Origin of the sequence: Psychrobacter sp. DM8 (assembly GCF_051307025.1) — a bacterium.
Taxonomy (GTDB): Bacteria; Pseudomonadota; Gammaproteobacteria; order Pseudomonadales; family Moraxellaceae; genus Psychrobacter.
In genome coordinates, this window is sequence record NZ_CP195538.1 from 258,019 (window position 1) to 272,525 (window position 14,507).

At 46.5% G+C, this 14,507-nt stretch carries 10 protein-coding genes; 6 read left to right on the forward strand and 4 right to left on the reverse strand.

Annotated elements, in window-relative coordinates; translation table 11 throughout:
* Positions 1-38 precede the first annotated feature (38 nt).
* The 4 genes from ACR64J_RS01175 to pgsA all read left to right on the forward strand — a co-directional run bounded on the left by ACR64J_RS01175 (position 39) and on the right by pgsA (position 5,796).
* Positions 39-1,271, forward strand: coding sequence for an ABC transporter substrate-binding protein (locus ACR64J_RS01175; RefSeq protein WP_435950115.1), 1,233 nt, complete (start codon positions 39-41; stop codon positions 1,269-1,271).
* A 292-nt stretch (positions 1,272-1,563) separates the two neighbouring features.
* Complete coding sequence (gene acs, locus ACR64J_RS01180) at positions 1,564-3,534, forward strand: acetate--CoA ligase (protein ID WP_435950116.1); 1,971 nt, start codon at positions 1,564-1,566, stop codon at positions 3,532-3,534.
* 108 nt (positions 3,535-3,642) lie between these two features.
* Positions 3,643-4,812, forward strand: a complete 1,170-nt coding sequence (locus tag ACR64J_RS01185) for an NAD(P)/FAD-dependent oxidoreductase (protein WP_435950117.1) — start codon at positions 3,643-3,645, stop codon at positions 4,810-4,812.
* Positions 4,813-5,124: 312 nt separating this feature from the next.
* The gene (gene pgsA / locus ACR64J_RS01190) at positions 5,125-5,796 is read left to right on the forward strand and encodes a CDP-diacylglycerol--glycerol-3-phosphate 3-phosphatidyltransferase (RefSeq protein ID WP_435950118.1); all 672 of its coding nucleotides are present in this window, start codon (positions 5,125-5,127) and stop codon (positions 5,794-5,796) included.
* 90 nt (positions 5,797-5,886) lie between these two features.
* Here the strand turns inward: pgsA and ACR64J_RS01195 are convergent, their stop codons facing one another.
* Both ACR64J_RS01195 and ACR64J_RS01200 read right to left on the reverse strand, forming a co-directional pair.
* Positions 5,887-6,381 (reverse strand): pyridoxamine 5'-phosphate oxidase family protein, encoded by a 495-nt coding sequence (locus ACR64J_RS01195; protein ID WP_435950119.1) that lies wholly within the window; start codon positions 6,379-6,381, stop codon positions 5,887-5,889.
* Between the two features lie 285 nt (positions 6,382-6,666).
* Positions 6,667-7,161 carry a pyridoxamine 5'-phosphate oxidase family protein gene (locus ACR64J_RS01200; protein ID WP_435950120.1) on the reverse strand — a complete coding sequence of 165 codons (495 nt, stop codon included), beginning with the start codon at positions 7,159-7,161 and terminating at the stop codon, positions 6,667-6,669.
* 295 nt (positions 7,162-7,456) lie between these two features.
* Here ACR64J_RS01200 and purL point away from each other — a divergent pair, with 295 nt between their 5' ends.
* Both purL and ACR64J_RS01210 read left to right on the forward strand, forming a co-directional pair.
* A complete protein-coding gene (purL, locus tag ACR64J_RS01205; RefSeq protein ID WP_435950121.1) occupies positions 7,457-11,461 on the forward strand; it encodes a phosphoribosylformylglycinamidine synthase in 4,005 nt (1,334 codons plus the stop codon).
* 464 nt (positions 11,462-11,925) lie between these two features.
* Complete coding sequence (locus tag ACR64J_RS01210; RefSeq protein WP_435950122.1) at positions 11,926-12,078, forward strand: hypothetical protein; 153 nt, start codon at positions 11,926-11,928, stop codon at positions 12,076-12,078.
* A gap of 87 nt (positions 12,079-12,165) precedes the next feature.
* Here the strand turns inward: ACR64J_RS01210 and tdh are convergent, their stop codons facing one another.
* Positions 12,166-13,191 carry an L-threonine 3-dehydrogenase gene (gene tdh, locus ACR64J_RS01215; protein ID WP_435950123.1) on the reverse strand — a complete coding sequence of 342 codons (1,026 nt, stop codon included), beginning with the start codon at positions 13,189-13,191 and terminating at the stop codon, positions 12,166-12,168.
* Positions 13,192-13,233: 42 nt separating this feature from the next.
* Positions 13,234-14,424: a glycine C-acetyltransferase gene (gene kbl, locus ACR64J_RS01220; protein WP_435950124.1), complete on the reverse strand. Its 1,191-nt coding sequence runs from the start codon at positions 14,422-14,424 to the stop codon at positions 13,234-13,236.
* Positions 14,425-14,507: the final 83 nt, after the last annotated feature.

The window sequence follows — 14,507 nt, forward strand, 5'->3', positions numbered from 1 at the left end:
GAACACTAACAGCGACTTAAGTCGCAAGGAGAGAGGCAATGAAATGGACATTCAAGACCACGCTACTAGCACTATCTGTCGGTACGATAGGGCTGGTCGGCTGTAGCAATTCAGAGACGCCAGCGGCGAGCGGCACAGATACTGAAACCGCTGCTACGACGAGTGACGTACCTGTACAAGGCGTAACGGATACTGAGATCCTCCTTGGTAGTGCTAATGATTTATCAGGTCCGTTTGCAGGATTTGGTAATCCTGCAGTAGCAGGCGCTAATATGTACTTTGATGAGGTCAATGCAGCAGGCGGCGTCAACGGTCGCATGATTCGCTACATCGTCGAAGATCACTCTTATCAAGTACCAAAAGCGGTACAGTCTGCCAATAAGCTTGTGAGCCGTGATAAAGTATTTGCCATGCTAATGTCGCTAGGTACCCCGCACAACTTAGCGAGTTTCCCTATTATGGATCGCGCCAATGTCCCTAGTGTCATGCCGCTCACCTTTGCTCGCGCCATGCAAGAAGAGGGTGATTTTGACCGTCGCTATACTTCTGGTAGTACATATTATGACTCCATAAAATTAGGCATGGAGTACCTGATTGCCGAAAATAACATGAGCAATTTATGCGTCATGTATATCCCTTCAGATTATGGTGAAGAGACCAATGAAGCGGCCAAAGACATTGCTGATAACAACCCCAACGTTACCTTGGTGATGGCAAGTTCGCATCGTCCAGATGAGACAGACTTTGCAGGAGCAATTGCTAAGCTAAAAGAGGCAAATTGTGATCTTGTTGCGTTATCTTTGACCATTCGCGGCGCCATTACCGCAGTCGGTACCGCAAACGCTATGGGCTGGACTGATGTCAAATTTATCGCGCCTGTCACAGGGTTTCATCCTGCTGTTGCCGAGGCTCCAGGCGGCGCTAGTGAAGGGCTATATGCCGTATCGTACTATAATGATTTAGCGCTAAGAGCGAACGAGCCTGAGACCAAAGCTTTTGTCGATAAATACAAAGCAGCAACCGGTGAGGATGTATCAGCAGGCGCTATTCTTGGTTATCTTTCAGCTAAAGTAACTGTTGAAGGTCTAAAAGCTGCAGGCAAAGATCTAAATGCCGATACCTTTAACACTGGTATGGAGACCGTTAGCTTCGTGGATGGGGTCACAGGATCGACAGTAGCTATTTCGCCTGAGAGCCATGTCGCGATCAACGATATTTACTTATCGCAAGTACAAAACGGCGCATGGAAAACCGTAACTCAGCTTAAGTAGTTTGCTACGTCTTCCGATTTTGAGCAACAAGCCATACACCCGTATGGCTTGTTTTGGTTTTAAGCCTTAATTTTGACAAGTTATAGCTTAATAACTACTCAAAAACGCTCGATAGTAGCTATCGGTATATAGTTCTGTAATTGTAAAGTGTCTAATTCTGCAAGTGTACCGTTATAAATTGAAATTGTTGTCATTCGTAGTCAACACCTTGCAACGAATCCGCTTATTTGCCAAACTGCTAGAGAGCATCATGATATATAGCGCCCTATAATACCGTCAAAGGAAGATGACCATGACTCAAGAATCATTCCCTGTACCAGCAGAATTTGCCGCGACTGCCAACACCTCACCTAAGCAGTATGCTAATGACTACAAAGCGTCAGTGGCATCAACTGATGATACTGATGCTTTTTGGGCCAAGCGTGCTCAAAGGATTGACTGGATTAAAGCGCCGACTATCATTAGCGATGTCAGTTATGATCTAGACAATTTTCGTATCAAGTGGTTCGAGGATGGTACCCTTAACATCGCTACCAATTGTCTAGATCGTCACCTCAAAGCCAACCCCCACAAGCCTGCAATTATCTGGGAAGGTAATCATCCCTCTCAGCACAAAATTATCTCTTTTAAAGAGCTGCATAACGAAGTATGCCGCTTAGGGAATGCCATGCGCAAAATGGGCATCGCTAAAGGCGACCGCGTCACTATCTATCTACCGATGATACCTGAAGCTATCGTCGCTATGCTGGCCTGCGCGCGTATTGGTGCGGTGCATTCGGTGGTGTTCGGCGGCTTCTCTGCTGAGAGCCTAGGCAATCGCATTGTCGATAGCCAGTCCAAACTCGTCATTACCGCAGACGAGGGTTTGCGCGGTGACAAGATTACCCCACTCAAAGCCAATGTCGATCGCGCGCTCAATATGGAAGGCACAGGCTGCGTCAACCAAGTGGTCGTCGTTCACCGCACAGGCAATTCGGTACCGATGAGTGGTCGCCGCGACGTCTGGTATCACACCCTTATTAGTAGTGAAAATGAGCACTGCGAGCCCGAAGTTATGGATAGCGAGGACCCGTTATTTATGCTCTACACCTCAGGCTCAACCGGCAAGCCAAAAGGTGTGCTACATACCACTGGCGGCTATATCACTTATGCACTATCGACCTTTTGTGATGTGTTCGATATAAAAGACGATGACATCTATTGGTGTACCGCTGATATCGGCTGGATTACGGGTCATACCTATAGCGTTTATGCGCCGCTAGCTAATGGCACAACGACCATGATGTTTGAGGGCGTGCCTGAATACCCCTCGTGGGCGCGTATCGGTCAAATCATTGACAAGCATGATGTCAGCGTACTCTACACTGCGCCTACTGCTATACGCTCGATGATGAAAGAGGGCGACGCGTTCGTACGAGAGTCGGATCGCTCAAGCTTGCGCTTGCTCGGTACCGTTGGCGAGCCGATCAATCCTGAGGCTTGGGACTGGTACTTTGAGGTGGTCGGGCAGGGGCGCTGTCCTATCGTCGATACCTGGTGGCAAACAGAAACGGGCGGTATACTGCTCGCTCCGATACCAGGCACGACCGCGCTCAAGCCAGGCGCTGCGATGAACCCTCTTTATGGTATCGTGCCGCAAGTGATTGATACCGACGATACTGTATTAGAAGGACCTGCTGGCGGTAATCTGGTCATTAGTAACAGCTGGCCGGGGCAGATGCGTACCATCTATAATGATCATAAGCGTTTTTTAGAGACTTATTTTACCCAGTACCCAGGCTTTTATTTTACAGGGGATGGAGTATATCGCGATGAGGACAATCATTATTGGATTACAGGTCGCGTTGATGATGTGCTCAAAGTCTCAGGGCACAGGCTGGGTACCGCCGAAGTTGAGAGTGCTATCGACTCGCACCCCTCGACCGTTGAGGCTGCAGTCGTTGGCATGCCGCACGATATTCGTGGCGTCGGTATTGCTGCCTTTGTTATCCTCAATATGGGTGAGGTGGCAAGCGATACGCTAAAGGCAGAGCTCAACCGTCATGTGCGTACAGAGATCGGACCTATTGCCAACCTCGATGCCATTTACCTCGTCGATGCGCTGCCCAAAACCCGTTCAGGCAAGATCATGCGCCGCATCTTGCGAGATTTGGCTGCTGGACAGTATGTCGGGCTAGGTGATTTATCAACGCTTGCGGACAGCTCAGTGATTAATAACATCATCGAGGTCGTCAAAGCAGAGAGTAATATACACTCTTGCTAGTACGTTTGTCTAAGTTGCCATGTTACCAAAAGTCGCATGGCTTTTTTTACTGCACTATAAAGTTATACCCCATACATTCCCCTTCTACTGATAAGGCCTATCCTCCCTATGATTCATCCTACCGCATCTGCTAATGATCACAATAACCCTAAAATAGCTATCATTGGTGGCGGTCTGACAGGATTGTTTACGGCGACTTTGTTAGAGCGTGCGCTTGGTGACAATACGGTCAGCATTACTATCTTTGAAAAATCTCGTAGCGTCGGTCGCCTAGCGACTCGTTATCGTACAAGCAGTACACACAGTGATAAACAATGGCAGTGGGACTTTGGCGCGCAGTTCTTTACCGCCAAGTCAGCTGAGTTTTCACGCTTTATTGCGCCTTGGCTGGACTCAGGACTGTTGCAGCCTTGGCTTGCACAAGTCGTAAACTTAACGCCCGCTGATAGTAAAGAGGGCGCCTCAAACATTGAAGCTAAAGAGCAGTGGGATACCGACCATGCGCGCTATATCAGCACTCCAAAAATGACCAGTTGGGGCCGAGAGCTGGCCGATACATTGCAGCAGAGCACGATTGAATTCAAGACGCGTGTTGCGCCATTAGCACAGTACACTCATGCGCAAACGGATGCTCACTTGCAAACTGACAGCACTTTAATCAGCAAGCAGACAGAGCTTTTTGATGAGAATGGTGAGCGCTTAGGCGTGTTTGATTGGGTCATTTGCACCGCGCCCAACGTACAAGCTTTTGAGCTTATGACAGAGAGCGGCTTTAGTGAACTCTCACAAATTATGCAGCCTAAGATGCTGGCCTGTTATACCTTGATGCTTGGTTGGGATGATCTGGCGTATCTACCAAAGATAATCAGTAACAAGCCTGACTGGGACGTGGCCTATGTGCAGGACTCTATATTAGATAGAATATTTATTGAGCATCAAAAGCCAGACCGCAAAACGCTGCTACCAAGCATAACGATTCACGCCCGTAATGACTGGTCAGAGGTGCATGTTGATGAGGATATCGACACTATTAAAGCGCAGTTATTAGTCGCAGCGCAGCGAGCACTGAACTGGAATGACGAAAGCGCTCCTAGTCAAATTGACTGTCATCGCTGGCGTTATGCGGCAACCGTGACCGACGAGGACAGCGAGCCGTTAGGGACATTAGTAGATAAACAAAAACAGTGGATTGTGAGTGGCGATTGGTGCCATAAAGGCAATATTGAAAGTGCTTATTTGATAGCGCAGCAGACAGTTAAAGTCATACTTCAGCATTAACTTTTATATTTAAATCTATTATATTTAAATAAAGTATCACCCAAAAAAAAGCCTACAGATCACCATCTGTAGACCGAGGAAAACATATTTGTTTTACGAAGATAAAAGTCTACGTCGCTTTTAATTATAATAGTAATACAAACCTTTATTTGACTCTCATTACATCCGTTTACGTTTACAGCAGTTTTACTACAGTGTCACATATCGACATACTCTCAGCTCTTGTTTTATAAATCGTGCGTCTGCACACAGACCATGACGACCTTCGTGAAAAATGCTAAGCTAGCAGCCATTATTAAGTTGTTATTTACTATGACTGAGAGCACCCCATTGCACACGCCAACGCCGCACCATCAGAAAAGTATCTTTAATCTGCCAAATAACCTAACCATAGCACGAATTGTTATGATTCCATTGTTTGTGGCGATTGCCTACTGGCCGCCTGCGATGGGTATCGGTATGCCTGCAATTTCAGACAATGTTATCGCTCGCGTTGGCATGAGTGAGTTTAGCGATAGCTTACTACGCCACTTACTATTAACAGCAGTATTCATTATCGCGGCAATTACCGATTGGCTCGATGGCTACTTTGCCCGTAAGCTCAATGTCATGTCCGCTTTTGGACGCTTTTTAGATCCTGTGGCTGATAAGCTTATGGTCGCAGCAGCACTTATTATATTAGTGCAATGGCATCCCAATATCATCATGGCGATTGCTGCTATTGTTATTATCTCGCGTGAGATTGCAGTGTCAGCGCTGCGAGAGTGGATGGCAGAGCTGGGTAATAGCACCAGCGTTGCTGTATCCTATGTGGGCAAGCTTAAAACGACCTTTCAGATGGTTGCAATTACAGTGCTACTACTCAATTGGGAATCGCTTGAAACTCTCGGCTATATACTGATGATGGCAGCGGTAGTATTGACTCTATGGTCGATGATGATTTATCTCAAAGCGGCTTGGCCTTATTTAAAGCAAAGCGGTTAGCTTTATACCTTTACAATAAAAAAACGCCAGTTGTCTATACGATTGGCGTTTTTTATTATTTGCGTATTTATTCCACTACTAGAATTTATATCACAGCTCAATAGAGAAGTTCTCTCCTAAGCTTTTTTCTATAGCCGTATCAGTAGCTGCCGCTACTGCCATTTTGGCGGCGCTTGCGATAGCATTACCATTAGCCCAGTATTCAGCACCGTGTGGAACAACCTTGATCAGTTGCACTTCTGGATCATCAATCCCTTTTTCAAAATAGGCATTGTAAGTGACAGACCAGAGCTCCTCTAACTTTTCTCGATCTTCTACCAGTTCTGCCTTGCCTGTGATCGAGAGATAATTTTTATCATCTTGACTGACGTAAGCTAAGTTCACCTGCGGGTTGTTATTGATATTATCGACCGTCTCAGAGGGTTTGTGACCGATAAACCAAATCTCTTTAGCCCCAATACTCGTCTCAGTAGTGTTCATTGGGCAAGAATGTAGATGATCCTCGTGGGTACGCGTGGTCATCATGGTGAATTTGATGTCGTTGACCATCGCCTGAATGGTATCCATTTGTTGTTGTTTACTCATAATAGTTATCCTTACTATTTACCGGTAAAAGTTTAAGATATAAAGTCACTAAAATTTTGACTCTGATATATAGCGTCTGTTTTAGCGACTATGTCGATAGTTCACTATCAATATAACGAAATGCGCTGGTATAACGCTACGAGTCCTCTGTAATACGCTGTGATTGTTTGTAATTTAAAGCTGCTATTTACAATTGAAAAGACATCAAATTTTAAAGCCTTAAGTCATAAAAAAACGCCAGTAAAATAAATGTACTGACGTTAAAGTGATGTGCTATCAGTTATATTATAAAGAGATATTGAACTGCTCACCCATGTCTTCAGCGGTTTTACCTTCTTGTAGCGCAGCTGATACCATTTTGAACATATTGATTGTAGAGCTACCACTTATCCAACATTCAACACCGTGTGGCACTACTTTAATCAGTTGTACTTCGTCATCATCAATACCTTGCTCAAACCATGCATTATAGACAGGCGACCACAGCTCTTCTAATTTGGCTCTATCCGTTGGTAATTCAGCATTCGCGCTCACCGAGACGTAGTTTTTTTCGTCTTGCGTTGCATAAGACAAACCAACCTTTGGATTGTCTTGAATGTCTTTGACAACATCGGATGATTTGTCACCAATGAACCAAATCTCTCTACCACCGATGCTGGTTTCGCTAGTAGTCATCGGCCAAGCATGAACATCACCTTTGCTATTAACGGTGCTCATCATGGCAAATTTTACGTCTTTAATCACGTCTTGTACTTTATCAATTTGCTCTTGCTTAGTCATAATATATCCTTATTAGATTAAAATTATTGTGGTTTTAAATGATTAACTGGTTGTAGAATAACGATAGAGGTGCCTGTAGTTATATAGGCTGCCCGTAATGCGATGTGAGCGTTTGTAAGCTGTATAAGGGTTAGGTAAAATTTGAGTGCGCTTATTACTCAAAACCAGCTCCGTTAATCAGCAAATTTTCTGGCTTTTACCTGATTATTACAAGGCTTCTTGTTATAATGCGCAGACCCTTGACTCTATATAGCAGCGCGTCTGCTATAGCCTATATCTTAGGAAACCTGCCTTTATGATGACTATCGCCGGACAGCCGTTTTTGACCGACTTTCAGACCCAGCAACTCATCACTCAATTTGCCCAAAAGACTGATCTCAATGTCACCCAAATCGATACTCAGCAAGTCTATGTGTTATCGCGTGAGCTAAACGCTGATGAGCACCAAAAGGCGCTGGATCTATTGGGTGTAAAAAGTGAGACGTCTTTTAATAGTGCAAAAGATCAGCAAATCCAAGTGGTTGTCAGTCCGCGTTTTGGGACGATATCGCCGTGGGCAAGTAAAGCGACGGATATCTTTAATAACTGCGAGCTTAAAATCAATCGTATTGAGCGCGTGATTGTTTATACGCTCACGCTAGAAGGCAGTGCTCAAGAGAAACTATCGAGCGCTGCTGAGCGTTTATTGTTTGATCGTATGACGCAAAGTTTGGTCTATGATTTGGCAAAAGTGAGCCAGCTGTTCGATGATGAACCACCAGCGACGCTCAATCATATCGATGTCATCGGACAAGGTCAGTCAGCGCTAGAGTCTGCTAATACCCAATTTGGCTTTGCGTTATCGAGTGAAGATATTGATTACTTGATGAATGCCTACGTCAATGAATTGGGGCGCAATCCTACCGACGTTGAGCTGATGATGTTTGCGCAGGCCAACTCTGAGCATTGCCGCCACAAAATCTTTAATGCTGAGTGGACCGTCGATGGCAAGGTAAAGCCCAAATCGCTGTTCCAAATGATTAAGAACACTTATCAGGCGAGTCCAGAAGGTATTTTGTCGGCCTATAAAGACAATGCAGCGGTAATGGCAGGGGCTGAGGGTATGCGTTTTTATCCTATTCCTACTGATCCTCAAGATCCTAATTCTGCGCATCCGTACGATTTTCATCAAGAAGCTATCGATATCCTGATGAAAGTCGAAACTCATAACCATCCCACTGCTATCGCCCCTTATGCGGGCGCAGCGACGGGGGCGGGCGGTGAGATTCGTGATGAAGGCGCAACGGGTCGCGGCGGCAAACCAAAAGCGGGTCTAACAGGCTTTCATGTCTCGCATCTGCACATTCCAGATATGCCTGAGAAGTGGGAGCAGTCTGGACAAGTTAGCACTCAGGACTATGGTACGCCAGAGCGTATGGCCACCAGCCTTGAGATTATGACACAAGCACCACTGGGCTCAGCCAATTTCTCTAACGAGTTTGGTCGTCCGAACCTATGCGGTTATTTCCGTAGTTTCCAGCTTGATATGTCAGAGGCCAAAGACGGCAGCGAGATGCGCGGCTATCATAAGCCCATCATGCTGGCAGGTGGTTATGGCAATATCAAACGTAACCTCATTGAAAAAAATCCAATCCGCGAAGGGGATTTATTAATCGTCCTTGGCGGACCTGCCATGCAAATCGGTCTCGGCGGCGGCGCGGCATCATCAGTCGATAGTGGCGCACTTGACGAAGGCTTAGACTTTGCCTCCGTGCAGCGTGATAACGCCGAGATGGAACGCCGCTGTCAAGAAGTCATCGATCGCTGCTGGGCCTTAGCTGGTAATGATATTGAAATTAGCAATGATAGCGCTGACGGCAATCCAATCGTCTCACTACATGATGTCGGCGCAGGTGGACTGTCTAACGCGATGCCAGAGCTAGTCAACGATCATGAGATGGGCGCAGTACTCAATCTACGTCATATTCCGTCATTAGAAGCTGGCATGTCGCCAATGGCCATCTGGTCAAATGAAGCGCAAGAGCGTTATGTGCTGGCGATTCGCCCAGAGAGTAAAGCGCAGTTTGACGCGATATGCACACGTGAGCGTTGCCCGTATGCCATCTTGGGCACGGCGACTAGAGTGCGTCAGCTCAATGTCAGTGATGAATTGCTAGACGATCAGCCTGTCGATATGCCGATGCAAGTTCTGCTTGGTGGTACACCAAAGATGCAGCGCAGTTTTGAGGTGCAAGCCAATGAGCTGCCACCGCTTGAGCTCAATAATTTTGATTTAGCCCAGTCTATTAAAGACGTGCTGCGTCATCCGACTGTCGCCAGCAAATCGTTTTTGATTAGCATTGGTGATCGCTCAATCACAGGTATGGTGGTGCGCGATCAGTATGTTGGTCGTTATCAAGTACCCGTCGCCGATTGCGCAGTGACGGCATCGGGACTCATCGCGCTTGATGGTCAAGCGATGACAGGGGAGGCGATGAGTATTGGCGAGCGTACACCCGTTGCACTCATTGATCCCAAAGCCTCGGCGAGATTAGCCGTTGGTGAAGCCATTACTAATATCGCAGGCGCGCGTATCGCTCAGCTATCTGATATCACTATGTCAGCGAACTGGATGGCGGCATGCGGCGATGACGCGGAAGACGCGGCATTATTCGACGCGGTATATACCGTTGGTGAAGAGCTGTGCCCTGCTTTGGGGATTGCTATTCCAGTCGGTAAAGACTCGCTATCGATGCGTGCTAACTGGACGGATGATAGCGATGCTAAGCAGGATAGCCAAGACAAATCTGTCGTCTCACCTATGAGTCTGGTGATTACCGCTTTTGCGCCTGTGGTTGATGTGGCAAAAACTTTAACGCCTGAGCTTATTAATGGTGATAGCGCGTTTTATCGTATTGACTTATCCAAAGGTAAATTGCGTCTAGGCGGCTCAATCCTCGCGCAAACGCACAGCCAACTTGGCAATGACTGTCCTGATCTCGATAAGCCAAGCGACTTGGTCGACCTCTTTAACTTTATTCAAGCGGGCAACGCGCAAGACGTCATTAGCGCCTATCACGATATCGGTGATGGTGGACTACTCGCCACTATTGCTGAGATGCAATTTACTAGCCGCCAAGGTATCAAGCTGTCATTGACTGATGATAACCTATTAGGTCAATTGTTTAGCGAAGAGCTGGGCGCAGTCATCCAAGTCATGCCAGAAAACGTCGCAGCCTTGATGCAACTGGCAGAAGAATTTAATGTCAGCGATATGCTAAGCCTCGTCGGTCAAAGCACTGAGGAAGATAGCCTCATTATTCAAACGCCGCTACATCAAGGCGATAAAACCCTCAGCTTTAGCCGCAGTGAGCTGCAACAGCAGTGGAGTCAGGTCAGTTATCAAATCGCCCGCCGTCGTGACAATCCAGACTGCGTGCAACAAGAATATGACTTGATTGCCGATACTAATCATAAAGGCCTTATCGCAGCGCCAAACTTTGATCTGAATCAAAAGGTCGAAGAACCCTATTTAGCCAGTCGTGAAGAAAAACCAAAAGTCGCTATCCTGCGCGAGCAAGGCGTCAACGGTCAGACCGAGATGGCAGCAGGCTTTACTCGAGCGGGTTTTGAAGCTATCGATGTGCACATGAGCGATTTACTTGAAGGCCGTATCAATTTGCGCGACTTTGATGGTCTGGTCGCTTGTGGCGGCTTTAGCTACGGTGATGTCCTCGGCGCAGGCTCGGGATGGGCCAACTCTATCTTGTTCCATGACGAATTGCGCATGCAGTTTGTACGCTTCTTTGCCCGTCCTAATACCTTTAGCTTAGGTGTCTGTAACGGCTGTCAGATGATGGCGCAATTGAAAGACTTGATCCCAGGCGCAGAAAACTTCCCACGCTTCATCGCTAACAAATCGGCACGATTTGAAGCGCGTACGGTCAATGTCAAAGTCGAGCGCACCAAGTCTATCCTGTTCAAAGGCATGCAAGACAGCATTTTGCCAATCGCTGTTGCGCATGGTGAGGGTTTTGCCACCCTTAACGCTACTGAGATCGATGGTATGGCAAAACACGGTCAGCTGGCGATGCGCTATGTCGATAGCCAAGGTCATCCAACCGAGACTTATCCGCTCAATCCAAACGGTTCAGTCGGCGGTGTCACGGGTCTATGTAGCACTGACGGCCGCGTCACTATTATGATGCCGCACCCTGAGCGTAACCTAAAAGCCTATAACCACAGCTGGAAACCTGAGCAGTGGATCGAGGACGGTGCATGGATGCGTATGTTCCGTAACGCAAGGGCTTGGTTGCGCTAGGAAAACTTGAATTAATCTTAGATAATAAAAAAGGTGGGCTTAAAGCTCACCTTTTTTTGTTTGAGACTTTAAGATATTGAAAATATCAGCTTAATTTTATCATCAAGAAATTTTGAGTAGGTTGGCGTGGAGCTTGCGACACCCAACGTTTTTTTTAGAGCTAATCCTGATTTTCGCTACTATCTTAGCTGTCTACTGGGGCGGTGACTAAGGTGAGAGGCGTTCCAACATTCGAGCGACCACCTCTAACCAAGTCACCGCAACCCAGTAGTCATCTAAGTATATCCACTGCAATCAAGGCTAGCGGTGACATCGTGTTCTTGCAACTATTTGTTGTGGTTCAAACGGATACCTTGAAGGATCGGCAGGGTAGGTCAGTGGAGCGTAACCCGCTGTTGATATAGTAAGGTAATATAGAAGCTTGCTTAAAAAATCAGCCCAAAAAATTGAAGAGGTCTATAACCATGATTCATGAATTCTACGATGATCTATCGACGTCACTCAGTCAAGCATTAGTGATTGCTAAAAGGGAGGCTGAACCAAGCCGAAAGTTTAGTCATGACATACCTGATACCAAATCGATTCAAACCGAAACAGATATCTCACAACAGAGGTAGCGATAGTGCCAATGCGCTTGTTGGATAAGTGACCTATAATATTATTATTTAGTTACTAACATTCTTTATTTCTAAAACCTGCCAAAATCAATCCCAACTCAAAATCACCTTACCGCATTGTCCACTTTCCATAATATCAAAGCCTTGTTGGAAGTCATCAATGGTCAGGCGATGGGTAATAATCGGTGATAAATCAATACCGCTAATCAGCATCTGCTCCATCTGATAACAAGTCTCCCACATCTCACGCCCATAAATACCTTTTAGGGTTAACGCCTTAAAAATAATCTTGCTCCAATCCACCGTCGTGGTGTTGGGCAAAATGCCGAGCAGAGAGATTTTAGAGCCGTTATACATGTTACTAATCATCGAATCAAAGGCCTGAGGCGAGCCTGACATCTCAAGCCCTATATCGAAGCCGTGCATTTTTAACTCAGCAATGGCGTCTTCGATGGTTTCGCCTTTGGCTGGGTTGATGGTCATAGTCGCGCCCATTTTTTTGGCAATCTCTAAGCGATAATCACTGATATCACTGACCACGATATTGCGCGCCCCTGCGAAGCGACAAATCGCCGTAGCCATTGAGCCAATGAGTCCCGCACCGGTGATTAGCACGTCTTCACCAAGTACTGGAAAGGATAGGGCGGTATGAGTGGCATTGCCAAAAGGGTCCATAATGGCTGCCATCTCATCGCTGATACGCTCATCGAGCTTTATGACATTATCGACAGGTATCACCAAATATTCAGCCATTGCGCCATCGCGATTGACGCCCACGCCTATAGTGTTTTCGCACACATGCAGCTTACCACGGCGGCAGTTACGACAATGTCCGCAAGCGATATGGCCCTCCCCTGTGACGCGATCGCCGATTGCAAAATGCTTAACACCATCGCCCACTTCACTAATGATACCGACATATTCATGTCCGATAATCATCGGCGTCTTTATGGTTTTTTGTGACCACTCATCCCACTTATAAATGTGCAAATCCGTCCCACAGATAGCGGTTTTTTTGATTCTTATTTTAACGTCATTAATACCGACCGTCGGTTCTGGCACGTCTTGCATCCAGATGCCTTTTTTAGCGTGAGTTTTGACTAAGGCTTTCATATTTTTCTCTTATTTAGCTGCGTTAATAAGGTGAATAGCGCATTAAGCAATCACTTCCATTTGCTTGGCGACTTTGATAAAGGCGGCGATACACTGGTCGAGCTGCTCACGAGTATGGGCGGCTGAGAGCTGAACCCGAATGCGTGCCTCGTCTTTGGGTACCACAGGATAGAAGAAGCCAATCACATAAATACCCTCGTCAAGCAGCGCCTCTGCCATTTGTTGGGAGACATTAGCGTCATAAAGCATAACCGCACAAATTGCCGATTCGGTGGGCTTGATATCGAAGCCGGCATCGCGCATTTGCTGAACAAAATAGGCCGTATTTTCATGCAATTTATCTTGCAAGGTATTGTCCTTCGCTAGCATCTCAAACGCTTTGATCCCAGCTGCCGCCACCACTGGAGGAATGGAATTTGAAAACAGATACGGGCGTGAGCGTTGACGCAGCATCTCGATCATCTCTTTTTTACCTGTAGTAAAGCCGCCAATAGCGCCGCCAAACGCCTTACCTAAAGTGCCCGTAATAAGCTCAATATCACCGCGCAGATCAAACAGTTCAGTCACGCCGCCGCCAGTCTTACCGACAACGCCTGCTGAATGACACTCATCAATCATAATCATGGCATCATACTTTTGAGCCAACGCATAAATCTCATCCATTGGCGCTACATTACCATCCATTGAAAACACGGCATCGGTGACAATTAAGCGAAAACGCTGGGCTTGCGCTGCCTGCAATTGCGTCTCTAAATCTTGCATATCCGCATTGGCATAGCGATAGCGTACCGCCTTGCACAGGCGTACCCCATCGATGATTGAGGCGTGATTTAATGAATCAGAAATAATGGCATCCTCGCCAGTTAGCAGGGGCTCAAAAGCACCGCCATTAGCATCAAAACAGGCGGCATAAAGAATCGTATCTTCGGTATTAAAAAACTTAGAAATCGTGGCCTCTAATTGCTTGTGCAAATCTTGCGTACCACAAATAAAACGCACCGATGACATACCATAACCTGAGTTTTCAATGGCTTTGATCGCCGCCTTTTTTATCTCAGGGTGGTCAGACAATCCAAGGTAATTATTGGCACAGAAGTTCAGCACCTCACGACCATCGGCGATCTTGATTAGCGTATCTTGCGGGGAGGTAATAACGCGCTCGGTTTTATACAACCCTGCCGCGCGTATCTCGTCGATTTCTTGCTGTAGATGGGTTTGAAAGGCTTGATACATAAAAATTCCTTTTTTAGTATTTTATGTGTCTATTGAGTGAGGTAGATATTAGGACTGCTGCTAGCAATAATCTATTTAGACTC

What these genes read in the sequence shown, in the direction of transcription:
- ACR64J_RS01175 (WP_435950115.1), top strand. Translation starts at nt 39, where the DNA reads ATGAAATGGACATTCAAGACCACGCTACTAGCACTATCTGTCGGTACG.
- acs (WP_435950116.1), top strand. Translation starts at nt 1,564, where the DNA reads ATGACTCAAGAATCATTCCCTGTACCAGCAGAATTTGCCGCGACTGCC.
- ACR64J_RS01185 (WP_435950117.1), top strand. Translation starts at nt 3,643, where the DNA reads ATGATTCATCCTACCGCATCTGCTAATGATCACAATAACCCTAAAATA.
- pgsA (WP_435950118.1), top strand. Translation starts at nt 5,125, where the DNA reads ATGACTGAGAGCACCCCATTGCACACGCCAACGCCGCACCATCAGAAA.
- ACR64J_RS01195 (WP_435950119.1), bottom strand. Translation starts at nt 6,381, where the DNA reads ATGAGTAAACAACAACAAATGGATACCATTCAGGCGATGGTCAACGAC.
- ACR64J_RS01200 (WP_435950120.1), bottom strand. Translation starts at nt 7,161, where the DNA reads ATGACTAAGCAAGAGCAAATTGATAAAGTACAAGACGTGATTAAAGAC.
- purL (WP_435950121.1), top strand. Translation starts at nt 7,457, where the DNA reads ATGATGACTATCGCCGGACAGCCGTTTTTGACCGACTTTCAGACCCAG.
- ACR64J_RS01210 (WP_435950122.1), top strand. Translation starts at nt 11,926, where the DNA reads ATGATTCATGAATTCTACGATGATCTATCGACGTCACTCAGTCAAGCA.
- tdh (WP_435950123.1), bottom strand. Translation starts at nt 13,191, where the DNA reads ATGAAAGCCTTAGTCAAAACTCACGCTAAAAAAGGCATCTGGATGCAA.
- kbl (WP_435950124.1), bottom strand. Translation starts at nt 14,424, where the DNA reads ATGTATCAAGCCTTTCAAACCCATCTACAGCAAGAAATCGACGAGATA.